Source organism: Paenibacillus sp. GM2 (assembly GCF_900069005.2).
Taxonomy (GTDB): domain Bacteria; phylum Bacillota; class Bacilli; order Paenibacillales; family Paenibacillaceae; genus Fontibacillus.
Genome location: NZ_LN831279.1, coordinates 2,652,318 through 2,675,916 on the forward strand (window position 1 = coordinate 2,652,318; position 23,599 = coordinate 2,675,916).

26 protein-coding genes and 4 tRNA genes are annotated in these 23,599 nt (G+C 46.7%); 15 read left to right on the forward strand and 15 right to left on the reverse strand.

The annotated features are described in order from the left end of the window. Positions 1 to 47: 47 nt before the first annotated feature. Positions 48 to 608 carry a copper amine oxidase gene (locus tag BN1360_RS21810; protein ID WP_068781975.1) on the reverse strand — a complete coding sequence of 187 codons (561 nt, stop codon included), beginning with the start codon at positions 606 to 608 and terminating at the stop codon, positions 48 to 50. Positions 609 to 781: 173 nt separating this feature from the next. Between BN1360_RS21810 and BN1360_RS21815 the strand changes: the two genes are divergently transcribed. Continuing rightward, positions 782 to 1,516, forward strand: a complete 735-nt coding sequence (locus tag BN1360_RS21815) for an MBL fold metallo-hydrolase (RefSeq protein ID WP_068781976.1) — start codon at positions 782 to 784, stop codon at positions 1,514 to 1,516. Positions 1,517 to 1,573: 57 nt separating this feature from the next. Here BN1360_RS21815 and BN1360_RS21820 read toward each other — a convergent pair whose 3' ends face one another. The 3 genes from BN1360_RS21820 to BN1360_RS26075 form a co-directional block, all read right to left on the reverse strand. Beyond that, complete coding sequence (locus BN1360_RS21820) at positions 1,574 to 1,813, reverse strand: DUF3892 domain-containing protein (protein WP_068781977.1); 240 nt, start codon at positions 1,811 to 1,813, stop codon at positions 1,574 to 1,576. Positions 1,814 to 1,907: 94 nt separating this feature from the next. Further along, positions 1,908 to 2,357, reverse strand: a complete 450-nt coding sequence (locus BN1360_RS21825; protein WP_068781978.1) for a GNAT family N-acetyltransferase — start codon at positions 2,355 to 2,357, stop codon at positions 1,908 to 1,910. Between the two features lie 615 nt (positions 2,358 to 2,972). Further along, a complete protein-coding gene (locus BN1360_RS26075; RefSeq protein WP_082790165.1) occupies positions 2,973 to 3,530 on the reverse strand; it encodes a hypothetical protein in 558 nt (185 codons plus the stop codon). Between the two features lie 159 nt (positions 3,531 to 3,689). Here BN1360_RS26075 and BN1360_RS21840 point away from each other — a divergent pair. From BN1360_RS21840 to BN1360_RS21850, 4 genes are all read left to right on the forward strand, one after another. Continuing rightward, positions 3,690 to 3,762 (forward strand) — tRNA-Val (locus tag BN1360_RS21840). A gap of 196 nt (positions 3,763 to 3,958) precedes the next feature. Next, a complete protein-coding gene (locus BN1360_RS26465) occupies positions 3,959 to 4,066 on the forward strand; it encodes an RAxF-45 family protein (protein ID WP_372776195.1) in 108 nt (35 codons plus the stop codon). A gap of 112 nt (positions 4,067 to 4,178) precedes the next feature. Beyond that, a complete protein-coding gene (gene abc-f, locus BN1360_RS21845) occupies positions 4,179 to 6,152 on the forward strand; it encodes a ribosomal protection-like ABC-F family protein (RefSeq protein ID WP_068781980.1) in 1,974 nt (657 codons plus the stop codon). A 30-nt stretch (positions 6,153 to 6,182) separates the two neighbouring features. Continuing rightward, complete coding sequence (locus tag BN1360_RS21850; RefSeq protein WP_068781981.1) at positions 6,183 to 6,854, forward strand: DNA-3-methyladenine glycosylase family protein; 672 nt, start codon at positions 6,183 to 6,185, stop codon at positions 6,852 to 6,854. A 92-nt stretch (positions 6,855 to 6,946) separates the two neighbouring features. Here the strand turns inward: BN1360_RS21850 and BN1360_RS21855 are convergent, their stop codons facing one another. Further along, complete coding sequence (locus BN1360_RS21855; RefSeq protein ID WP_068781982.1) at positions 6,947 to 7,597, reverse strand: cysteine hydrolase family protein; 651 nt, start codon at positions 7,595 to 7,597, stop codon at positions 6,947 to 6,949. Positions 7,598 to 7,735: 138 nt separating this feature from the next. On the opposite strand from BN1360_RS21855, the gene BN1360_RS21860 reads away from it, so the two are divergent. From BN1360_RS21860 to BN1360_RS21870, 3 genes are all read left to right on the forward strand, one after another. Beyond that, positions 7,736 to 8,494 (forward strand): polysaccharide deacetylase family protein, encoded by a 759-nt coding sequence (locus tag BN1360_RS21860; RefSeq protein ID WP_068781983.1) that lies wholly within the window; start codon positions 7,736 to 7,738, stop codon positions 8,492 to 8,494. A 328-nt stretch (positions 8,495 to 8,822) separates the two neighbouring features. Beyond that, complete coding sequence (locus BN1360_RS21865) at positions 8,823 to 8,984, forward strand: hypothetical protein (RefSeq protein ID WP_179015918.1); 162 nt, start codon at positions 8,823 to 8,825, stop codon at positions 8,982 to 8,984. Positions 8,985 to 9,189: 205 nt separating this feature from the next. Then, positions 9,190 to 9,732, forward strand: coding sequence for a DoxX family protein (locus tag BN1360_RS21870; RefSeq protein WP_068781984.1), 543 nt, complete (start codon positions 9,190 to 9,192; stop codon positions 9,730 to 9,732). Positions 9,733 to 9,806: 74 nt separating this feature from the next. Here BN1360_RS21870 and BN1360_RS21875 read toward each other — a convergent pair whose 3' ends face one another. After that, positions 9,807 to 10,508, reverse strand: a complete 702-nt coding sequence (locus BN1360_RS21875) for a PIG-L deacetylase family protein (protein WP_068781985.1) — start codon at positions 10,506 to 10,508, stop codon at positions 9,807 to 9,809. Positions 10,509 to 10,641: 133 nt separating this feature from the next. Between BN1360_RS21875 and trhO the strand changes: the two genes are divergently transcribed. Continuing rightward, positions 10,642 to 11,529, forward strand: a complete 888-nt coding sequence (gene trhO, locus BN1360_RS21880) for an oxygen-dependent tRNA uridine(34) hydroxylase TrhO (RefSeq protein WP_068781986.1) — start codon at positions 10,642 to 10,644, stop codon at positions 11,527 to 11,529. A gap of 33 nt (positions 11,530 to 11,562) precedes the next feature. Next, positions 11,563 to 12,192 (forward strand): helix-turn-helix transcriptional regulator, encoded by a 630-nt coding sequence (locus BN1360_RS21885; RefSeq protein ID WP_068781987.1) that lies wholly within the window; start codon positions 11,563 to 11,565, stop codon positions 12,190 to 12,192. A gap of 99 nt (positions 12,193 to 12,291) precedes the next feature. On the opposite strand, the gene BN1360_RS21890 is transcribed toward BN1360_RS21885, so the two are convergent. Next, the gene (locus BN1360_RS21890; RefSeq protein WP_068782517.1) at positions 12,292 to 12,540 is read right to left on the reverse strand and encodes a YuzB family protein; all 249 of its coding nucleotides are present in this window, start codon (positions 12,538 to 12,540) and stop codon (positions 12,292 to 12,294) included. A 247-nt stretch (positions 12,541 to 12,787) separates the two neighbouring features. Here BN1360_RS21890 and BN1360_RS21895 point away from each other — a divergent pair, with 247 nt between their 5' ends. Together BN1360_RS21895 and BN1360_RS21900 are read left to right on the forward strand one after the other, a co-directional pair. Then, positions 12,788 to 13,402, forward strand: a complete 615-nt coding sequence (locus BN1360_RS21895) for a superoxide dismutase (RefSeq protein ID WP_068781988.1) — start codon at positions 12,788 to 12,790, stop codon at positions 13,400 to 13,402. Positions 13,403 to 13,664: 262 nt separating this feature from the next. Beyond that, the gene (locus BN1360_RS21900) at positions 13,665 to 15,155 is read left to right on the forward strand and encodes a peptide MFS transporter (RefSeq protein ID WP_068781989.1); all 1,491 of its coding nucleotides are present in this window, start codon (positions 13,665 to 13,667) and stop codon (positions 15,153 to 15,155) included. A 101-nt stretch (positions 15,156 to 15,256) separates the two neighbouring features. Here the strand turns inward: BN1360_RS21900 and BN1360_RS21905 are convergent, their stop codons facing one another. Further along, positions 15,257 to 16,279: a LacI family DNA-binding transcriptional regulator gene (locus tag BN1360_RS21905; RefSeq protein ID WP_068781990.1), complete on the reverse strand. Its 1,023-nt coding sequence runs from the start codon at positions 16,277 to 16,279 to the stop codon at positions 15,257 to 15,259. Positions 16,280 to 16,387: 108 nt separating this feature from the next. Here BN1360_RS21905 and BN1360_RS21910 point away from each other — a divergent pair, with 108 nt between their 5' ends. Further along, the gene (locus BN1360_RS21910; protein ID WP_068781991.1) at positions 16,388 to 17,305 is read left to right on the forward strand and encodes an ROK family protein; all 918 of its coding nucleotides are present in this window, start codon (positions 16,388 to 16,390) and stop codon (positions 17,303 to 17,305) included. A 51-nt stretch (positions 17,306 to 17,356) separates the two neighbouring features. Next, complete coding sequence (gene manA / locus BN1360_RS21915) at positions 17,357 to 18,301, forward strand: mannose-6-phosphate isomerase, class I (RefSeq protein WP_068781992.1); 945 nt, start codon at positions 17,357 to 17,359, stop codon at positions 18,299 to 18,301. A 99-nt stretch (positions 18,302 to 18,400) separates the two neighbouring features. Here manA and BN1360_RS21920 read toward each other — a convergent pair whose 3' ends face one another. The 7 genes from BN1360_RS21920 to BN1360_RS21950 form a co-directional block, all read right to left on the reverse strand. Next, on the reverse strand, positions 18,401 to 18,916 hold the full coding sequence (locus BN1360_RS21920; protein WP_068781993.1) for a DinB family protein: 516 nt from the start codon (positions 18,914 to 18,916) through the stop codon (positions 18,401 to 18,403). 27 nt (positions 18,917 to 18,943) lie between these two features. Next, positions 18,944 to 19,156 carry a DUF3006 domain-containing protein gene (locus BN1360_RS21925; RefSeq protein WP_068781994.1) on the reverse strand — a complete coding sequence of 71 codons (213 nt, stop codon included), beginning with the start codon at positions 19,154 to 19,156 and terminating at the stop codon, positions 18,944 to 18,946. Positions 19,157 to 19,163: 7 nt separating this feature from the next. Continuing rightward, entirely contained in the window at positions 19,164 to 20,105 is a 942-nt protein-coding gene (locus BN1360_RS21930) for a ComEC/Rec2 family competence protein (RefSeq protein WP_082790166.1), read from the reverse strand. A gap of 159 nt (positions 20,106 to 20,264) precedes the next feature. Then, positions 20,265 to 22,484 (reverse strand): Ig-like domain-containing protein, encoded by a 2,220-nt coding sequence (locus BN1360_RS21935; protein WP_068781995.1) that lies wholly within the window; start codon positions 22,482 to 22,484, stop codon positions 20,265 to 20,267. Positions 22,485 to 22,692: 208 nt separating this feature from the next. Beyond that, a tRNA-Lys gene (locus BN1360_RS21940) sits at positions 22,693 to 22,765 on the reverse strand. A 147-nt stretch (positions 22,766 to 22,912) separates the two neighbouring features. Further along, a tRNA-Lys gene (locus tag BN1360_RS21945) sits at positions 22,913 to 22,985 on the reverse strand. 163 nt (positions 22,986 to 23,148) lie between these two features. Continuing rightward, positions 23,149 to 23,234, reverse strand: a tRNA-Leu gene (locus tag BN1360_RS21950). A gap of 190 nt (positions 23,235 to 23,424) precedes the next feature. Here BN1360_RS21950 and BN1360_RS21955 point away from each other — a divergent pair. Further along, positions 23,425 to 23,574, forward strand: coding sequence for a hypothetical protein (locus tag BN1360_RS21955; RefSeq protein ID WP_157259358.1), 150 nt, complete (start codon positions 23,425 to 23,427; stop codon positions 23,572 to 23,574). Positions 23,575 to 23,599 lie beyond the last annotated feature (25 nt).

Sequence of the window (23,599 nt, forward strand, 5' to 3'; positions counted from 1 at the left end):
TATCGTAACACTTTACAGCGGACAGGTCAATTTAGATTACCGGCAAGTCATTTGAGCACATTAACGTTCTTCTCAGAGACTAAGGTGAAGTCCCCTCCACCTGCCGATTTCATGTAAAAGCCGATTTTATATTTTCCGGCATTTTTGAAGTCATAGTTAAAATCCTCAGTTCGGAACCAGAAGTTGTCCTTATGATTAGGAATTTCACTCGTTTGAATGACAGTGGTATTGCCGTCCGGAGAAGTGATAGATACGCGAACTGCCGATATATCGGTCTTTAAATTGTCGACCTGGGTGAATACATTGAACTTCAGCTTCCCGCTCTTGTTGATATCGCCGAAGACCTTGCCATCGGACGTTTGAACCAGAGAGATATGTACATTCGGTTTATAATAATAGACCGTCTTCGCAGAGTCGTCATAATAAATCAACCCTTCTAATTCACGAAGCGGAATATAAGTCTTCCCATCAATGATATAGCTGCCATCATCAAGCTCACGTCCATTCATCAGCAAACGAACTTTCTGAGAAGCTGAATCAGCGAACAGCAGTGAACCTCCCATCAGGGAGAATATAGTAACGAGTATTGCAACTCTTCTCCATTTCATAAATGTTACCCCTCCATAAGATTCATGTTGATGTAAATTTATACTCCAAATTATGAACCAAGTTGCGCTGTTTTCATGAAAGGTTTTTATTTTTTTGAAATTAATTTCGAGCAGGCATTAGAAAATGATATATTAGTACATAGCGCAGCATCAAAATAAAGAGGTGAATAAATATGTCATTAAGCTTGCAAATGCTAGGAACAGGCGGCGCCTTTGCCAAGCAATATTTCAACAATAACGCGCTTCTCAGTACCGAGGAGTTTACGCTGCTGATCGATTGCGGAATTACCGCTCCCATGTCCCTGCATCAAATAGGCAAGACACCGGATGAGATCGACGCGATTCTAATCACCCATATTCATGGAGATCATGTCGGTGGCCTGGAAGAGCTCGCTTTCCGGATGAAATTTCAATACGGGCGTAAGCCGGTCCTCTATATCAGTGAGAAGCTGGTTCAACCTCTTTGGGAAAATACACTTAAGGGCGGATTAACTCAGGAAGGCATCTCTTCGTTGGTGGATGCATTTGAGGTACATACACTAAAAGAAGGAATCCCGTATCCTTTGTCGCCAGATCTAACTGTTGAATTGATTCAGACGCCACACATTCCCGGAAAAGATAGTTATTCGCTATACATCAATCAAGAAATTTTCTATAGCGCGGATATGACGTTCCAACCAGAGTTATTAAGGAAGCTAGTTCGCGAGCGGGGCTGCCGCACCATTTTGCATGAGGTTCAGTTTATCTCGCCTGGGGCGGTGCATACGACGCTGGATGAGCTGCGCAGCCTGCCTGAGGACATTCAGCAGATGATATATCTGATGCATTATGCGGATGATATGGAGAACCACGCTGGTCATACAGGCGCAATGCAATTTCTGCGACAACATGAGATCTATTCATTATAAATATAAGCAGCCGCAGGCATATGCCTGCGGCTGTCATCGTTTCATCGTGGAATTGATTTATTCGAACCTTGGCAATGCGTCCAAATTGTTGGTCGGGTCGCCATCCGCGTCTCCGCGAATGTACATTTCTCCGTCCCTTCCTTTGAATACATTGACCCCTGCAATAGCTCCGGCTTTCACTTCCTGCAGCGCCTGCTCATAATCAAGAACCCGGCCGCTGGAGGTTTTGAAGGCGGTAAGATCACCGTCTCCATTTTTCTGAACTGCAATAAAGGTCTCGCGTGTATTCATTTCCATGGTACACTCACATCTCCTCTTCATTGTTTCCCTTCACAGGGCTCCCGTGAGAGGGATGTGTATAGTTTGTCCCAAATTGCGGAATGTATGAGAATTAGAGCTCCAACGATTTCTCCATTCTGACATGAGGTATGTTCGCATCAAGGAACGTCTCCGTAGAGGTCGTCACATAACCCAGCTTCTGATAGAAGGCTTCTGCCTGACACTGTGCATCCAGCACAGATCTCGTCAATCCCAGTTCACGGGCCAGTTCCTCCATAGCAAGCAGCAGCACCCTGCCAATTCCTTGTGAACGGAAGTCTTTACGAACTGCGATCCGCTGCATTTTTGCCGCATTATCCTTGTAATAAATGAGACGACCTGTAGCGGCATATACTCCGTCAACATCGATAAGAATGTGGTGAGCATCCGGTCCAATTACATCATATTCATCAATTTCCAGTTCCTCCGGAACCTTCTGCTCCTGCACGAATACCTCTTTTCGAATATTGCAGGCTTCTTCCAACTGTTCTTCTGTCTTTACGGGTACAATTACAGCAGCCATTCCTATCCCTCCCATATTCATAAATCTCTATTGTGCGTAATTAAAATAAAAACTTGCATCATTATACAAAAATTTTATTTTAATGTATAGTTGGGGTAATACTTGGAGAGAAGGAGCTGTTAAATCAGTGTACGGACTAACGATTGGGGCGGCAATTCTCATTTCTGTTCTTCTGATTGTCCCGATGTTCTATGTTACCAAGAAGGGGTATTCGCGCAGATGGGAAGATGAGTAAGCAGGTCCAAGTCAGGGTTCCGTGGAGTATACCTCTTTCTGAACAGCTGGAGCGTAGACACCGTCAGATATAGAAGAGCTGGACCACCATGGAGCCTTGGCTTGCCTATCCATCGTCTTCTGGCTGGCTGACAGGCCACAGCCCGTTAGGGTCAAAGGGATTGCCGTCAATAAAACCATCCTAAGCAGTTTGCTCCAGTGAAACTTAAGCCACGATTGATTGCATTTCATTTGTACACTACCCCCGTTCGGATTATAGTCATATCTATATAATCTCCAATAAATGGAGATTATATAATGATTAAACCTCTGAAATGACTATTCCAAGCTGCAAGGAGTTTTGATGCAACAAAAAAACCGGCGCTAATGCACCGGATGAGCTTATTTGATTCGTTTCAGTTCAGCTTCCTGCTGGATTGAGCGTGCAGAGAGCAGTTCGATGATATTATGCTGATTCTCCAGGACAGTTTCCATTTTCATAACGCGTTCATTGGTGTCCAGCACCGCGCGTTTAATTAATTGCTGATCCTCTTTGATTTCTTTAACATCCTGTTTGATGCCAATTATGTCTTGCTTGATTCCGGTTATGTCTTGCTTCATGAGCGCTTGATCTTCTTTGATGCCCTGTATATCTTGCTTCATGAGGCTTTGATCGTCCTTGATGCTTTGTATATCTTGCTTCATGAAGCTTTGTTCGTCCTTGATGCCTCGAATATCTTGCTTCATGAGGCTTTGTTCATCTTTGATACCTCGTATGTCTTGCTTCATGAGGCTTTGTTCATCTTTGATACCTCGTATGTCTTGCTTCATGAGCGCTTGGTCTTCTTCAATCCCTGACAGGCGTTGATGAATACCAACAAGGGTTTGATCGACAGAATCAAATCGCTTCCCAAACTGATTCATAAGAACTTCCAGCATTTCCTTCATATCTTTATCCAAACCCTCGTCCCCCTCACGCCATGCTAGCACATATTTTATCAAAAAATAGCAGCTTATTCTAGTTGGGAATTGTAGAACTTTGCTTCATTATTCATACAAAAATAGTTTGACATCATTGGCCCTTCCTGATAAGATAAATTTTGTCTTCACTTATAATATGATCTGTTAGCTCAGCTGGGAGAGCACTATCTTGACAGGGTAGGGGTCAGTGGTTCGAGCCCACTACAGATCATCACTGAGAGTCCTTGCGCAGCAAGGGCTCTTCTGTTTTTCTAACATAACTACGAAAGCCTCATTGGGGGACACTTGGGGGAGACACTACTTGATTTTTCGATTCCCCCATCATATACTTACAATAATTGTGTTTTTGAAAGGAGGTGGGGAGAGTGGATCGCAAATTTGCGTGGAATCAATTGAGCCTGCTGCCAATGGCAGTTTTTGGCATTACTCATGAGTCATTTCGCAACGGGATACGTCTGTCCATTTTTAGAAACTCGATATCCATTACAAATTGCGAAATGCCGCTCCTCCCTTAACCTCACGGACTTGTAATACGTGTGTGTTTCTAAGAAGGCTGCAGGTTTTTCCTGCAGCCTTCTTTTTTACTTCGGCAGGCAGCAGCGGCATAGGTCGAAGGAGAACTTAATCATGATGATTCAAAGTCAACATATTCAAAAATATTACGGTGCCGAACTGGTGCTTATCGATGTATCCTTTGAGATCAAAGAAGGCGAGAAAGTAGGCTTGATTGGCCGTAACGGAAGCGGCAAGACAACGCTGATGAAGCTGATCTCCGGAAGTGATGCGCCGGATCAAGGCACCCTGTCGATTCGTAGAAATGCCCGAATCGGCGCCTTGGCGCAAATCCCGGATTACGGGAATGGCGAGACGGTCTATCATATACTTCAGTCAGCTTTTCATAGCTTGTTGGAGATAAAGGATGAAATGCAGCGGCTGGAAGCCGAGATGTCCGCCTCAGACGCAGTCAGGCAGCCCTCCAGACTTGAGGCCCTGCTAGAGCAATATGGGCAAAAGCAGGATGAGTTCGAACGTGGCCGCGGTTACGAAATAGAAGCTTCAATCGATCGGGTCACCGCTGGCCTGGGTATCCCGGTGGAGCAATATCACCGTCCCTTCTCTACCTTATCCGGCGGCGAGAAGACAAAGATTGGCCTGGCCGTAATCTTGCTGCAGAATCCGGATATTCTGCTGCTCGATGAACCCACCAACCATCTGGATATGGCGGCTATTGAATGGTTGGAATCATTCCTTGTCACTTATAACGGTACAGCCATCATCACTTCGCACGACCGTTATTTTCTCGATGCGGTTGCCGCCAAGATCATTGAGATTGAAGATGGCGAAGCTATCACTTATCATTGCAATTATAGCAAGTATAAGGAAGAGAAAGAAGCAAGACTGCTGCTGCAATTTGCAGAATACCAGGAGCAACAGAAGAAAATCCAAAAAATGAAGGAAACGATCAAGCAGTTAATTGAATGGGGCAACCGCTCCAATCCGCCAAACCCCGGCTTCCATCGCCGGGCCGCCTCGATGCAAAAGGCGTTGGACCGGATGATCAAGCTGAAAAGACCTATTCTGGAACGTAAACGCATTGATCTGCAGTTGCAGCAATCCGACCGTTCCGGCAAGGATGCACTCGTATTAACCGGGGTTGGCAAATCCATCGAAGATCGGCAATTGTACAGCGAAATAACGCATACGCTTCGCTATGGAGAGACAGCAGCGCTTATCGGCAGCAATGGTTCAGGTAAAAGTACTTTGCTTAAATCTATTCTCGGTATGACTGAGTCTGATACAGGCGAGATACGCCTCGGCTCAAGAACTGAGACAGGTTATTTAGCTCAGGAGTCCGCTCCATCCGATCTGAAGCTGACCGTGCTGGATTACTTCCGCTCCGAGATTGGAATGGAAACAGGGGAAGCCAGAAACCAGCTATCCCGCTTCCTCTTCTACGGGGCCGATGTATTCAAGCAAGTTTGTAATCTATCCGGCGGAGAGTGGACGCGGCTACGACTAGCTATTTTAATGTATCGCAAGCCTAATCTGCTGCTGCTTGATGAACCGACGAACCATCTTGATATCGACTCGCGAGAAGCGTTGGAGGATGCTCTGGAAGAATTCCCTGGCACTGTGCTGGCCGTATCCCATGACCGCTATTTCATTAACAAAATCGCAAGGCAGGTTTGGGCTCTTGATAACGGACGAATGACCGTGACGCTTGGGAACTTTGAGGACTACAAAAGTGAACTGGAAAGAAAAAAATCTTTGACCCTCAACTATGCTTCAACAACTGAACCTGCTGAAACGAAAGCCGCAAGCCCAATCCCGAATTCGACAGCAAAGCTACAGCAATCGAAGCTGCCAGCCAAAGCGATGGAAACTTCGTCAAGACCTAATCCGTCCACGATTCAAAAGATGGAGCGTGATATCGCCGAACTGGAACAGACACTGCAGTTCATCCATGCAGCAATGCTGGAACCGGAAACGGCTTGCGATGCCGATCAACTATCCGACCTTCAGACTCGGCAAAATGAGATTCAGCAGATTTTGGATGGGTTAATCGAAAATTATATTGCCATGTTTGAAAACGGTGAATAAATCGGATCAAATTGAGAGGTTGTTATACAAATGAGTTCAATCGCATTCCACTTACATGCCGATGACCCGCGGGTCCAATCGCTATCAAAGGCGGATTCCCGTATGGGTGCTTTAATTACTTTGATTGGCGAGGTAAAGACGAACACCCAGGAGCCGCATTTTGCCTCGATAGCTCGATCGATCATCAGTCAGCAAATTTCTGTCAAAGCAGCTGCAACGATCCGCAGCCGGGTGATCGAGCTGGCCGGGGAATTGTCCCCGGCCGCCCTCTCAGCTCCAAGCGATAAGGAACTTCGTGCCGCTGGACTCTCTACCGCCAAAGTCGCGTATATCCGCGATCTATGCGATAAGGTATTAACCGGAGAGGTCGACCTGGAACGGCTTCAGGATCTCAGTGATGAAGAAGCTACAGCTAAGCTCGTCTCGATCAAAGGGATCGGCAAATGGACGGCGGAAATGTTCCTGATCTTCGGACTTGGGCGTGAGAATATTGTCTCTATTGGCGATGCCGGGCTGCAACGTGCCGCCAGATGGCTGCATAATCTGGAAGAACGGTCAGACCGCAAGTACCTGCAACAGGTTGCGCATATTTGGGAGCCTTACGGCTCCATTGCTTCGATCTATCTGTGGGAAGCGATTAATACAGGGCATGTGGATTCGGGCCAGATGCTGGAAGAACGAATCAGCCATGCCCGCCTCTAATGGGTATATTCTCTACGTTTGCTTCACGTCACACCGTGTCATCACAGGATTTTTGATACGGTGTGTTTTTAATTCGCATTATCCTTAAGTACTTACCTCCCTACCGCCTGTTCCACTTCCATTACGGCTTCATCCAGGCTGCATACATATACGCCGATATTCCTCATCTCCTTTATTCCCTGCTCATAGACCTGGGACATCGCATCAGCTACCATAACGACGCGAAAATCCCGTTCGCTAGCTTCATACATCGAAGTTCTCGGACAATTGGGGAAATTGCAGCCTGTAAAAAGAATCGTGTCGATCCCCCGCTCCCTGAGAAGTTGCTCAAGGGAAGTGTTATAAAAGGCGCCCCAACGCGGCTTGTACATGATCCATTCCCGCTCATCTATCACTTGAAATTCCCCTTGAAGCAGTCGTTCGGAATCCAGTCCGCAATAATCAGGCGAGCGAATTGAACTGGCCAGCTCCGCTCCCTCTGTATCCGGGACAACGACTCGCAGGCCTTGCTCAACAGCCTGTCTCCGGCATAGGTCCACATTGGATCCATCCGCTTGATACAGTCGGACGACATGAAGAATCGGCAGGTTCAGCGCCCGGTAAACGGCAAGTATTTGCTCCATTTTTGGCAATACTGCAAAGGTTCCAGGAACCTCTGCCACCGCTTCTGGCAGTGTAAAATCATTTTGCGTATCGATCGTTAACAACACAGACCGGCTCCAATGCGGAGAGGTATAACTCATCTCAAAAATCCTCCTTTTAGCGGGCCTCGCTCAGATAAGGGATATTTTTTCAAGAAATCAACCACAATAATTGAATGCCACACCTGGCCTGTATGATAAGATCCTGTGAAAAAATGTAGAGGGAGGAACTTTACGAACATGCTTAAACCCAAACTGCTCTTGCTGCTCATCTTATCCGCGGCATTAGTTCATCTTCCCGGTTCAGCGGAAGCCCGCTCTGTCCCCAAAGACAGAGCTTACTATGAGTCGCGAGGTGACATCGTATGGGAGGTCCCTACCCAAGACAAGTTTATCGCTCTGACTTTCGATGATGGCCCCGATGCAAAACTGACACCGAAAATTCTCGAGCTGCTGGAACAATATGATGCGAAGGCAACCTTCTTCGTCGTTGGCGAACGCGTCAAGCGTTATCCTGAACTGGTTAAGAAAGAGCTGGCCGCCGGTCATGAAATCGGCAATCACTCGTTCCGCCACCCCGCCTTCGAAACCTTGTCATATAATACCATTAAAAGCGAATTGGACCAGACCCAGCAAGTTATTTATCAGACGACCGGCCATAAAGCCGTGTTATTCCGCCCGCCTGGGGGTGTCTACAATGAGAACATCATTCAATTGACCAAGCAGAATCATATGCAGTTAATTTTATGGTCCTGGCATCAGGATACGAAAGATTGGGCCTCTCCCGGTGTGAACAAAATTGTGCGCAAGGTGCTGAATAATGCCCGCAATGGGGATATTGTGCTTATGCATGACTTTGTCTACCACGGTTCTCAGACCCCTGAAGCGTTAAAGGTAATTTTACCTGAGTTGAAAAAAAGGGGATTCTCCTTCGTGACCGTCTCTGAACTGCTTACCCATAAAGCTTCACCTAAACAGCATATCGAAGTAAACCATTAGACCAGCCGCTAGGATCGGGACAAATCTTCCCGGTGATTCGCCGCCACGGCTCCTTTCCCCATGGCATAAATATAGATCAGTTCAGCCACGAGAAAGGAGTCTGGCAAAATGGTTCATTCCAGCATCAAATCTTATAAATACAAAATCGGCAAAAATCAATACCTTGTCATTAAAATAACTCAATCCGCACACGCAGAGACCCATTTGGGAAATGCTCTGGCTAGCAATGCCGTAAACGTCAAAATCGACAAAACTCGCAAGAAGAGGTCCTCTCGCAAATCATGATGGCCGCAGTCCCTCCTAACTTCATTAAAGGAGGTGAGTTAAAATGCGCGCCAAGACAAAGAGAAATCGCCATCATAGCAAGGATGGAAAAAATGTCGTTAAAGTAAATCAATCTTCCCGCGCCAGAACGGGGCAAGGAGGCAATGCCTTCGCGATTAATGCTTCCGATGTCGGCGTCGTCCGTACGGATGTAGCTGCCAGATAGTCCGCTTATTCGAGATCTAAGCAAGCCCGATGATCATTCCAAACATCGGGCTATTTTAATGCCTAAAATAACACTTCAAAATTTATTTATTCAAATTTTATTAATTGTGATTTAAATCACATGTATTGTGAAAAATATCACTTATAATAAAGTCATCAAAGATGATCATCCAAACAATGACAAAGACAAATAAGGAGTGGTTCTTATGTTTAACAATTTCTTGAGAACAAACAAAGTGGCAATGTGGTTATTAACCGTAATCCGTATTTATCTCGGCTACCAATGGATTACAGCCGGGTGGCATAAACTTACAGGCGGCTTCGATGCAGCCGGCTTCCTGAATGGGGCGATCGCAAACAGCGTAGGTGACCACCCCACCGTTCAAGCTTGGTGGGCAACCTTCCTGCAGCATATAGCTCTTCCAGGAGTTAACGCCTTTAACATCGTCATTCCTTTAGGCGAATTCCTAGTGGGTCTCGGACTTATTCTCGGTACATTCACAACCTTCGCAGCCCTGATGGGACTCGTCATGAACGCAGCCTTCCTCTTCTCGGGAACCGTAAGCACCAACGCACAGATGCTCCTGCTTGAAGTACTGGTTGTCGTAGCTGCCGCTAATGCAGGCAAAATCGGACTCGACTACTACCTTATGCCTTACTTGCGCGGTTTGTTCCACAAGAAAGGGCAGGACAAGACAATCAATGAGGCTCCAAACAACAAGATGAAAGTAAAACATTTGGCCCATTAATCGCTCCTCTCGTATGAAGCATAAACAAAGGCCGGCCTCCTGATCGGGAGGCCGGCCTTTAAGTTATGTCAATTTTATGCCAGATCATCAAAGATCGATTGTTCTTGCTTTTGCGGATGATGTACTCCCCGTTCCCAGACGAGCTGGAAGTATTCCGGACCAAAGGATTCTGGCTTCACCTGTTGCAAATCCCCAAATACTCTTTCAATCGACCAGATTTGCGATTCATGTGCCGCCAGCGCATCGCGCTTCATTTGCCAGTTCCCATTCGCACCTACACTCAGCACACTCGCTGTACCATCTTCATTATGCTTCGAGGGCAAACAGTTATAATACAACTTCTGTACAGAAGGAACTTGCCCGGCAAACACCACTTTATTTACAGCGTGATGTATCGCGATATGGTCAGCATGTCCGGACATTCCATCCTCAGGGAAAGTGATGACCACCTCGATTTGATGCTCACGCAGGAAATTCGCCACATGGGCAGCTAGAACATCCTGATCTATTTCCTTCAATTTACCGTCCCCCAAGTCCAGATGAACGACCTCGGAAATACCGATAATATCTGCGGCTTGCTGCAGCTCGATTCTACGCTTCGCCGCCAGCTCCTCCTGCGTCATCGGCCCAAGACGCCCTGTCTTGCCCGCATTACCGGGTGTAGCCGTGAGCAGCACGGGATTCCCCCCTTCATCTGCAATTTGCCGGATCAGAAAGGAGCAGCCAAAAGTCTCATCATCCGGATGTGCATATACGAAGCCAACGTTTTTATTCATCCCAGTTCCTCCTCCATATCAAAAACCTCTTAACATACTTACTATACTTTAATATTGACTAAGTCGGCAAAATTCTCTACAATGCAGTAGAATCTTAATTATAATCTAAAATCTTAAATAGGTGATGAAATATATGAGTTCAACGACAAACTACCGCATCTTACTATACTATAAATTCACACCGATTGATTCGCCTGAAATTTTTACGGCAGAGCATCTGCAATACTGCAAAGAGCTTGGGCTGAAGGGGCGTATTCTGATCGCGAGCGAAGGGATTAACGGGACTGTATCCGGCACCGTGGAGCAGACAGAGAAATATATGAATGATCTCCGTGCCATCGCTGGATTTGAAGACATATACTTCAAGATCGATGAAACCGACCAGCATGCTTTCAAGAAGATGTTCGTCCGGCACAAAAAGGAACTGGTCACTTTCCGTTATGAGCATGAGCTTGATCCTAATAAACTGAGCGGCAAGCGCCTGTCCCCTGCCGAGTTCTACGAGAAGCTGCAGAGCGAGGATGTCCTCGTCATTGACGGTCGCAACGATTACGAATATGACATCGGACACTTCCGCGGCGCGATTCGCCCCGAGGTCGGTTCCTTCCGCGAATTCCCCGAATGGATTCGCGACAATCTGAGCGATTATAAGGACAAAACCATTCTTACCTATTGTACTGGTGGAATACGCTGCGAGAAGCTGACTGGCTTCCTGCTGAACGAAGGCTTCAAGGATGTCTCCCAACTGGAAGGCGGCATCGTCACCTATGGCAAGGACCCCGAGGTTCAGGGCCGGTTATGGGATGGCAAATGCTATGTATTTGACGAACGGATCTCCGTTCCAATCAACCGGACAGATGAGGACATTGTCATCGGCAAATGCTATCACTGCGGAACCACTCACGATCGTTATATTAATTGTCCGGTATGTAATTTACAACATATTTGCTGTGAGGATTGTGAAGAGGTGCATCACGGTTTCTGTTCAGATGCCTGCAAGGACGCCGTGGAGGTTCTATAACAAGGCGACTATTCACCCAAGGGAGGGTCTGTTATGAGTCAGGAACAACATTTATCCACCCGAGAGCGGATTCTGCATATGATGAAAACAGCCGGTCCCCTTAGCGCCAAAGAAATTACCAACGAGCTGCAAATTACGGAAATGGCGGTTCGCCGACATCTTAGCTCTATGGAACGCGACGGGTTAATTGAATCGAAGATGATCCGTCAGACGATGGGCCGCCCAACCGCGGTTTACGGTCTGACAGATACAGCGGAAGGCATGTTCCCCAAGAGCTATCATACCTTGACGCTCGATCTACTCAATGCCCTGGCAGAAGAGACTGGCGAGGACCTGGTTAACCAGCTATTTGAGCGACGTAAGGAGAAGCTGACCAGTAGATATGAATCCGAGATGCAAGGCAAGGATTTCAACGAGAAGGTCCGCCGCTTGGCCGAAATTCAGAACGAGAACGGATATATGACGGAATGCACGGCCCGAGAGGACGGCAGCTTCGTCTTGAAGGAGCATAATTGCCCGATCTCAAAAATCGCTGATCAGTACAATCATGCCTGCGACTGTGAGTTGAAGCTGTTCGAGACCTTGCTGGATACGAAGGTCGAAAGAACGGAATGTCTGGTGCAGCAGGGCAAACGCTGCGTCTATGTTATTCATAAACAATAATATCGGTCTTGGTTATACCTAAAAGCCTTCGAAAGCAAATGCTTTCGAAGGCTTATTTATCTACGCTATGCAGCTGTTTGTCCTTGTTAACCCACAAGTTTATATTTCATAGAATGTTTTAAGCTCGGCCTCTATCGCTTGTTTGATCAGCAGGAGGCATTCCTCCGATGTCCTGGCAAACACCTTGCTCCCATTTACCATCGCATAAGGTCTTGCTCGGCACATTCCGCAGAAATTGAGGCAATCCGTTCGCATAACGGCGATCTCCGGATACTCTTCCTCCAACTGCTCCAAATCCAGCATACTGAGCAGATTATTGCTGCATACCTCTACGACAACGATGCCCATTCCCACTTTTTTTCACCCCTGCTTATAAGATTACCTTGAACGAGCATAATACATAGATGAATGACGATGATGAAAATGCCTGTTCGACCAATCATTATGAGGAACGAATCCCTCTTTGTCAATGGAAGGCGATGAATTAATATACTTACCATACATATATGTTGACTAAGTATCTAAGTAGCTATATAATAAGAACTGTCGGAAATGACAATGACGCTACATATTAACTAGAGAGGATGATTTACCCATGGCACATCAATTACCTGCACTTCCTTATGCAAACAATGCACTCGAGCCTCATATCGATGAACAGACTATGATGATTCACCATGATCGTCACCATAATACGTATGTAACTAACCTGAACGCTGCTCTGGAATCTGCTCCTGAGCTTCAATCCAAATCCGTTGAAGAATTGATCGCGGATCTGGATAGCGTACCTGAGAGCATACGTACTGCAGTTCGTAACAACGGCGGCGGCCATGCTAACCACTCCCTATTCTGGGAAGTCATCGGCCCTAACGGCGGCGGCCAGCCTTCCGGCAAGCTCGCTGACGCAATCAACAACGAATTGGGCGGCTTTGACAAATTCAAGGAAGACTTCTCCAAAGCGGCCACAACTCGTTTTGGCAGTGGCTGGGCTTTCCTTGCTGTAGATAACGGCAAATTGTCCGTGTACAGCCTGCCTAACCAAGACTCCCCAATCATGGAAGGCAAGACTCCGATTCTTGGCCTTGATGTATGGGAGCATGCTTACTATTTGAAATATCAGAACAAACGTCCTGATTACATCTCTGCTTTCTTCAACGTCATCAACTGGGCAGAAGTTGAAAAACGTTACGAAGCTGCTTTGAACAAATAATAACTTTTCAGCGTAAAATAGCTTTAATCATAGGGTGTCCTTAAGTCATAAAATTGACTAAGGGCACCCTTTTCGTATCCCCCATTTCATAAAAAAAAGAGATTGGCCTCATTCGATCACAAGGCTCCCTTGAATTCACAGCGGGCACCAAATTTACAATCTTCCTATTTTCGTCAATTGAAGTCCATTCTGGTTAAAGTTTATAATAAACATTACGACTTCATTTTTATCCGCTTTACAAACATCATAGAGGAGAGTTGTTATGTCGAACATGGATAAAGAGAAGGTAGTGCAGAGTGTCCCTCAAACAGGATTTTTCGGACATCCTAAAGGCCTCTTCACCCTTTTCTTCACCGAATTTTGGGAGCGTTTCTCGTATTATGGGATGAGAGCAATCCTGGTGTATTTTATGTACTATGAAGTTACTGCAGGTGGATTAGGGCTTCCACAAGATATTGCCCTGGCGATTATGTCCATCTACGGATCGCTTGTTTACATGTCCGGAATTATCGGAGGCTGGCTCGCCGACCAGGTGATCGGTACCTCCAAGGCCGTGTTCTATGGCGGAGTATTCATCATGATGGGCCATATCCTGCTGGCTATACCGGGAAATATAGCACTGTTCTTTATTGCCATGGTTCTGATCGTATTAGGTACAGGTATGTTAAAACCTAACGTATCCAGTCAGGTCGGAGAAATTTATAGTGAGCAGGATAACCGTCGTGATGCAGGTTTTAGTATTTTCTATATGGGAATTAATCTGGGAAGCTTCTTGTCCCCGCTCATTATAGGTACCGTTGGAATGAAGAACTTCCATCTTGGCTTCGGCCTTGCAGGGGTAGGGATGTTCATCGGTCTGATCCTGTATGTGACAACTCGCAAGAAAAACCTGGGGCTGGCTGGTACAAGCGTTGTTAACCCCTTATCCTCCAAAGGAAGAAAGAAAGTGTTCACCAGGATCGGCATTGGCATCGTCGTTGTTGGCATCTTGATTGCTGTTACAATCCCGCTAGGCATTCTCACATTTGCTACGTTTATCAAACTGGTTGGTATCTTGGGTATCCTTATACCTACCCTTTACTTTGTATTTATGTATCGTAGTCCGAAGACAACAAATGTGGAGCGTTTGCGGCTCATCGCTTATATTCCGTTGTTTATTGCATCGATTATGTTCTGGGCAATTCAAGAGCAAGGGGCAACCATCCTGGCAAATTATGCGGACAAGCGTACACAGCTGGATTTTGCAGGCATCCATATCTCACCTGCTTGGTTCCAATCACTGAATCCACTTTTTATTATTACGTTAGCCCCGGTATTTGCATGGATCTGGATGAAGCTTGGTCAACGTCAACCCACGATTCCGCAAAAATTTTCTCTGGGATTGCTATTTGCTGGTTTATCGTTCTTAATCATCTTACTGCCAGCTTACTTCGGCGGAGCCAATTCCTTGGTAAACCCGCTGTGGCTAGTACTTAGCTACTTCGTCGTCGTTATCGGCGAATTATGCTTGTCACCGGTTGGCCTGTCCGCAACTACAAAGCTGGCACCTGCTGCGTTCTCAGCGCAAACGATGAGCTTATGGTTCCTGTCAAATGCAGCTGCGCAAGCGATCAACGCTCAGATCGTCAAATTCTATACACCCGAGACTGAAATGATGTACTTTGGTGTCATTGGTGGAGCTGCGTTAGTATTAAGCCTCTTATTGTTCATGCTGACTCCCAAGATTCAAAGCTATATGAAAGGGATAAAATAGCGAACCCATCTCTATATTTGTGAAAAATTTTACATTCTTAATTTCTGATTAGAATAAAAAATAACCGTCAGATGGATTTTCCCTGAACGGTTATTTTTTATTCAATTCAGTTCTCTGACAGATTTACGAATTACAAGGGTAGACGGGACGAAGACTCGCATCATCTCCCGATTTCGTCCAGAAACAGATAACAGAAGTTCAGCAGCTGCTTGGCACATCTTCTCCTTCTCCACATGCACGGTTGTCACCTGCAGCTCCGGCATCGCCGGGTATTGCAGATCGTCGTATCCGACAATGGAGATCTGCTCAGGGACAGAGATTCCACGCTCCTGTAGAAGTCCCGCCAATATATAAGCGATCCGATCATTGCCGCAGAAGAATCCACTGGGCACCCGGTCCAGCCCATCTAGCCAGTCCGCGATTTCGCGCCTTGTCTCGTCATATCCTTGAGACTCTGTCAGACAATATTCGCTACTCACAGATAGCCTGTGATCTCGCATCGCCTTCCAATAACCAAACCAGCGTTCTTCGTGACTCGTCGTCAGATTAGTCGGACCGATGAAGCCAATCTCGCGATGCCCGGCGGCAATCAATACGGAGGTCGCTTCGTAGGCCCCCTCGATATTAGCCGATGTGACTGTTGGGCAGGGCAGATCCCGGTAATAGGAGTCCAGCATCACTAATGGGACCTCCATATCCCATACGAGACGTGCATAGTTCTTCTCCACGATTCCGAACAAAATAATGCCGCGATAAGAAATTTCCGATACCAGCCTCGGCAACTTCAGACCGGCCTCCATCTCTTCATCGATCGGAGCTACGATCGCATTATATCCCCTGCTGCGGATGCTCTTCTCCAGGCCCCAGATCATATCGTGAAAAAATTGAAAATGATCGTTGTCCTGATAGCTCATAATCCGTTCGGGAACAAACACTATTATATTATTGCCCGCCTCTTCGGCGGCAAATTGACCGTAGCCAAGCTCCTTTGCGGCCTGCAGCACTTTATAACGCGTCGCATCGCTTATTCCCTTTTTATTCATCAAGGCCAGAGATACTGCATTTTTGGATATATTAAGCTTATCCGCAATATCCTGCATCGATATTTTCTTTTTTCTGGCCAATTGTTTTCATTCCTTTCAAAACATGCTAAACTAAACCTAAATATACTTTACAAAATTACAGTTTGTCAAGTTTGTCAAGTTATCATTTCATCTAATGGAGGAATAGCTTTGGATTACGCAATTGGTATCGACATTGGTGGAACCAAGACCGCTCTCGGAATTATCGATCCGTCAGGCCAGGTTCTTGCAAAGACTTCCCTTCCTACCGATCACTCGGTAACGCCTCATGTCATGGTGGACAGAATGGCGGCAGCCATCAAGCAGCTGCTGATGGAGCATCAAGTGGAAGAGTCGAATATTCTTGGAATTGGCATAGGCGCCCCAGGCCCTTTGAATACGCAAAAAGGTGAAATTACCGCTCCGCCTAATCTGAAGGGCTGGTGGGACTTCCCGATCGTAGCATCGTTACAGCGCCATTTTAGCTGCAAGATGGCCTTTGAGAATGATGCGACTGCAGCAGCTCTAGCGGAGAAATGGCTCGGTGCTGCTAAGGATGCTGAGCATTTCGTATTTATCACGATTAGCACAGGCATCGGCGCGGGTATCTTTAGCCATGGCAGACTGATTACCGGAGCTACCGGGAATGCCGGTGATGTTGGTCACTTTGTCATTGACCCTTCGGCAGGAACATGTGTATGCGGCCAGCAAGGCTGCTGGGAATATGTAGCCTCCGGCACGGCCATTGCCAGACAGGCTTCAGCGTTGCTGGGACGCGAGATCACTTCCAAAGAAGTGTTTGCGCTCGCCGCAGAGGGACATCCAGAGATGAAGGCGCTAGTCAATCGAGTATTCCGTTATATAGGAATTGGCTGTGTCACCCTGATCAACACGCTCGATCCGGAGAAGCTGGTCATCGGCGGAGGGGTCTCGCAAATCGGCGAGCCGCTCTTTAGCGCCGTCAGAGATTATGTGTCCAAATATGCGCTGAACCCATCAGGACGCAGTACTCCGATTGTCCCTGCCGCTTTGCTGCAGGATGCCGGATTGATCGGAGCCGCAGCCCTGATCCATGTTGATTACAAATAAATATCATTGCTTCACCATTTCAATCATAGCTAAAAAGGAGAGCATAACACGATGAATGAACCTATTTTTCTTCAACCGGTATTTCAAGAACGGATTTGGGGAGGCCAGAAGCTGAAGCAATTGTTCGGCTATGACATCCCTTATGAACGCACTGGTGAATGCTGGGCAGTCTCCGCTCATCCCAATGGCCAGAGTATCGTAAACAGCGGCCCTTACCAAGGGATGACACTTGGTGAGTTGTGGACCTCCCATCCGGAGCTGTTCAATTCCTCTTCCACCGTCTTCCCGCTGCTCACAAAGCTGTTGGACGCTTCTGACGATCTTTCTGTTCAGGTTCACCCTAACGATGCCTATGCAGGCGTTCATGAAAATGGAGAACTTGGCAAGACAGAATGCTGGTATATTGTCGCTGCTGAGCCGGGCGCATGCATCATTTACGGTCATGAAGCGAAGACGAAGCTGGAGCTGGAGTCGATGATCGCAGCAGGGAATTGGGATGCTCTCTTGACTAAGGTCCCTGTAAAAGCCGGCGACTTCTTCTATGTACCTAGCGGTACAATCCATGCATTAGGCAAAGGCATTGTCGTGCTGGAGACACAGCAAAGCTCGGATACAACCTATCGCGTCTATGACTATGACCGTAAAGATAAGGATGGCAACACCCGTGAGCTTCATCTGGAGAAGGCTATCGACGTAACTACTGTCCCACAAGCCTACCAAGCCGTATCCTATGACACGAAGGAAATCGAAAATGGCGTCATTACAACCTTTGTTTCCAACTCCTTCTTCACCGTAGAGAAATGGAATGTTGACGGCAAAGCCAGCTTCCCGGAAGCCAAGCAATATACGATCTGCAGTGTAATTGATGGTCATGGCGAGTTGTCCATCAACGGACAAAGTTATCCTTTGGCCAAGGGAGATCATTTCATTCTTCCTATCTCTTCAGGTGACTTTCAATTGAATGGCAAGCTTGAGCTGATTATCTCTCACGAGTAATTGGGGCACGCAGTTCTAAAAACAGCACAAACGGCCAAGCCTTCCGTCCCCGGATTAGCTTGGCCGTTCTTCTTTTTGCAAGTGGGAATAAATGAAGCTCTAAGCAAGATATCGTTCGTTAATGATATTCAGATGATGGATCGCATGGCCGGCAATAATATAGCCTAGCGAACGTGCCGAGCCTTCTCCTCCGCCATAATGACCCCTACGCTGCCAGGCTGTCTCATCCAGCCCGCGTATCAGCGACAAGGTAGCCTTTCTGACGTTCTGAAAGTCCTCTAGCAGTTCCCCCAGCGTGAATCGATCGAAGCCAGCATTACTTACAAATAGCTGCTCCTCAAAGCCCGGCAGCGGCGTTGTGTCGCCTCTGGCGATCCGAAGCAGCCGGTAGCTCATAATGCGTTCGGTATCGGCCATATGCCCGATCACTTCCTTAAGACTCCATTTGCCTTCAGCATAGCGATATGCTCCCTGCTCCTCAGTAACGGAAGCAAGCTGATCGACGATTTGCGAGCTCTGTTCCTTTAATAATTCCAATAGATTACCTTCCGGTACCAGATTCACATACACCTGAAAATGGGGTAAAAATTCCTCAGATTTGGGTCTCGACAACATACGGTAATCCTCCCTTTAATTCATTCTTTAATCTTCCCAAACATCATCCATTAATCTCTGGATCTCCTTGCTTCTTGCCTCGGTCTTCTGCCTATTCGTCAGCCATAAGCCATCCTTCCATTCTACAACGTCTCCCGGCTTCACTTCCTTGCCGACCTGGCTGCACGGAACATTCCTCATTTGCCCCTCTACTTCAATCCGGCATACGTCTTCCTCAAAGCCTTCAACGATCCCAATCATGACCGTGTCACCTTTCCGTCGTAATATAATACTTCATTCCATCGGAGGCTATCTCGATATTCCCTTGTAAATCGTTGCGATATACGTCTACCTTCTGCTTTGCCAGACGGTCCAGTATCGCTTGCTTCGGATGACCATAGCTGTTGTCTGCTCCTACCTGGATTACGGCATACTTCGGCTTGACCCGCTTCAAGAAGGCCAGCGTCGTCGAGGACTTGGAACCATGATGACCGACCAGCATGACATCTGCCTGCAGTTCTCTTCCGGATGACAGCATAGCCTGCTCACTCTCCCGCTCGGCATCGCCGGTAAGCAGGTAGGAGCTATTGCCGTATGTAATGCGAACTACTGCACTCATGTTGTTCGTATCATCACTGATTGTTACGGGTGCCACCATCTCGCTGCTTACTTCTTCGTCCCAGTCGAGGTTCACGCCAGCCTTGGCCGTCTTCACCTTCAGCCCCTTATTTTTGATTGATCTAAGAAGCGATTCATAGGTTTTTGTATTGGACTGAATCTTTGGCATATAGACGGCGCCAACTTCGAAATTGTCAATCACTCGATCAAGGCCGCCAATGTGGTCCGCATCCGGGTGCGTTCCGATCACGATATCCAGATGATCAATCCCATAGGTGTGCAGGCTATCAACCATTTGCTGTTCACGGTCATTATTCCCCGCATCAATCAGCATCGTCTTGCCGCTTGGACTAATCAGGAGCTGCGAAGCTCCCTGCCCTACATCTAGGAATATGACCCGCAGGCGCCCTTCATTCTCCCCCGCCTGCGTCGATACGGAAGATGAGTCCGTCGGACCAAGCCAATCCTGCCAGCCGCCCTCCAGCAAATAAAACCCGATAAAGACAGCCAGCAGAACCACGATGACGCTATTTCTTGGTGTGCTGCTTTTTGACTTGCTTCTGGACTTGCCTTTTGTAGTGCGTTTTGCCATTGTTGTACAATTCCTTTGCTTTACATAGTTCGTTATTGTGTTCATGTTATGAAATAGAACATTTGTTCCTTAATTATATGCCAAGGTCAAACCTGAATCAACCAGGAATGTAAAAGAACCGCCCTGGAATTTTCCAAGGCGGCTCTGTAAATAAATTAATTACTTTACTGTGACGCGAACGGACACTGTCTTATCACCGTACTTCGCTTTGATTGTAGCTGAACCTTTACCGACCGCTTCAATCTTCCCGTTTGTTACTTTCGCTACGGACGCTTTGGAAGTCGTCCATACTGCGTTATCATTCACAGATACCGATGCACCTGTATCATATTCTGCAGTAAGCTTCACGGTCTTTACATAACCCGGTGCGAGCTTCAGGCTCTTCTCGTCCACCGTAAGCTTGGTCAGCTTCGGAACTACGCTCACCTTCACACTAATGGCTTGTCCTTGATAGGAGCCTGTCAAAGTGGCTGTTCCTTCTGCAATAGCCTTCACCGAGGTAGAGGAGATCGTTGCCACCTGGTCGTTGGAAGATTGCCAGCCTACCTTGCTGGACAGAGTTACTTTCTTGCCATCCGCATAGTAACCTGTAACTTTAATCGATTTGCTCTTTTTCACATTCAATTCGATGCTCGTAGGCTCAACGACGATCTTCGTGATTTTAGGTTCAATCGTCATTGGAACGCTGATCATTTTATTAGAATAAGTTCCCTTTAAAGTAGCTGAGCCTTTATTCAGACCTTTTACAACTTTACCAGCAGATGTCGTCTTCACCACTGCATTTGCACCGGTAACTGTCCATTCAATATCCTCGGATACGTCACCTTCTCCGCCATCTTCATATACAGCCGTAACCTTAGGAAGCAATATCTCTTCACCGATTACAAGACTCATTTTTTCATCCGGCATGATGAAAGTGAGTACTTTTTCTTTTACGGTAAGCTCAATGCTTACGCTCTTCCCGCGAATGCTAAGCGGAGAACTAACTTCTGAATCAGGCAGCTTCGCCGTAAGCGTTACTTTACCTGAATCCTTGGCAATAATTTTATCGTCTTCAATCTTGGCGATATCTTCATTATCCGAAGTCCATTTCACATTGCTGCTGAAATCCATCTTATCATCGTCCAGCTTTGTAGCCGTAACTTTAGGAAGACTCAGCTTATCGTTCTTATACATTTCCAGCTCTGTCTTCTCTACAGTTAGATCCGTAATTGTCGGAGCAACGGTTATTTTAATGCTCTTGCTAACTCCAAGATGACTAACCTTAATCGTCGAAGAGCCTGCGGTCATGCCTGTAACTAAACCTTGAGATATGGTAGCCGACAACGGGCTCGATGAATTCCACTCAGCAGCTCCTGTTACGGAATCTGTTGAGTTTGCGCGACTTCTCATCTCTGCTTCAAGCTGCAGCCTTTCACCGATAAATATCAACTGATCCTCTGCAGGCTTAAGCAAAATCACTTCATATGGAGCACGCACATATACATCGATCTTGGCTTTAACGCCGAGATATTCAGCCGTAATCGTCGTTTTACCAGCAGCCTTAGCCTTCAGTTTACCTTCTTCAATCGTTGCTATATTACTATCCGAAGAAGTCCATTTCGCCTTCGCAGTGACATCCAAGGTGGATTTATCACTGGTCAATGTCGATTGAGCTGTTAGTGCTACTTCGTCGTCACCGATCAAGAGCTCTACATCTTCATCCGTTACGCTTGTTCCTGCACGAAGAATATTTAGTTCAGAATACGGGGAGCTTACCGTCGCTTTAAAAGAAGCCGTCAGTCCTTTATATTTGGCTGTAATCGTAGCTTCCCCTTCTCCAACCAGGGTGATTTTCCCCTTCTCAATCGTAAGCACCATGGAGTTCGAGGTAGACCAATCGGTATCAGCCGTAACATCCTTGGTATCCCCTTGACTTCCTTCGACAGCCGCTAAAGCAGTAACCGTCAAGTTCTTCTCATTGGTTCCCAGCTTGTACTTCCCTTTCGCTGAATATTCCAGCGTCAGATCTTTGTACGTGTCTACTGCCTTGATTTCTATCGTGGACACAGCAGAGTTGTTATAAACAGCTGTAATTATTGCACTGCCGCTCTTCAGCGGAGTTACAAATCCGTTGTTCACACTAATGATCTCCGGGTGGTCGGAGGACCAATCCACTGCTCGGGTCAAGTCGCGTTTGACTGACGAGCCTTCTACAGTTCCCCACACCTTCAATTGCTTGGTAGACTTTCCTACCGTCAGCTCAATCGGTGATCCGGAACCTTCAATATCAATCGAGACTACATCTCCTGTGGCGGCAAAGGCGCCAGTAGGAAATACGACAGCCAGGAGCAGCGCCACTGTAAGGAGCCATCCTGTCAGTTTCCTGTTTCCAGTCATTCATTTCTCTCCTTTGGTTGTCATGTCTGCCGGAATCCATATTCAGGCCTATAGGTAATATATCGACAAGCAGGAATAATTTCGTTACCCTAGACCAGAAAATAATACCTTTGTCCTATAAACAAAAAGAGATGTGCGATAATTGATCCCGATTACCGCGCATCTCCCCAAACAACAAAGAAACGGCATCTCTGCCGTTTCTAAAGGATGGATCGTCAGGGGCTCGAACCCTGGACCACATGATTAAGAGTCACGTGCTCTACCAACTGAGCTAACGATCCAAATTATGAATGTCACTATCAACTCTTATATAATAACATAGTGACTTGAGTGTTGCAATACTTATTTGCTGCCTGACAGCAACCACTGATGTCTTTCAGTGTCTTATAAGGAGTAAAGAAACGGGAGCTCTGCCCGTTTCTAAAGAATGGATCGTCAGGGACTCGAACCCTGGACCACATGATTAAGAGTCACGTGCTCTACCAACTGAGCTAACGATCCAAATTGTTAATGTCATTAATCAACTTTTACATAATAACATAGCCACTCAGGTTTTGCAACATCTTTTTGAAGCTTCATCTGCTCAGCAAGGATTAGAAAGGATCGCAAGTCCCTTCATCAAAATGAGGGGCATGCGATCCTTCACGGACCTTGTAAGCACAAATGCCGAGAGCGGGACTTGAACCCGCACGGTGGTCACCCACCCCAGGATTTTAAGTCCTGTGCGTCTGCCGATTCCGCCATCCCGGCTAACTGTCGACGCAAATACGATGCGTCTTATCGGGCAGCTTTTCTATGTACAAGAAAAATCCTGCGTTTGTTATTATAGCATGTAACTTCTGAGATAATCAAGTTTTTCTCATAAGCTGCTTTTGTCATGGGCAAACTTAGAACTGCTTAAGCTTGAAATTCTATACATTACACATTGGAGGGTCCCAAGTTGAAAAATTCAGACGATCATTACAAAATAGCCTCTCTGAACGATACAGCTCATGCAGTCACCATTATTAAAGAGGCCGAAAATCAGTTAACCCAAATCGCCGGGCATGAAGTCACCCTGATTGCCTACGAGAAGAACAAAGAGGAATAAATAGCTGCTGGAGCATTACCTGGTT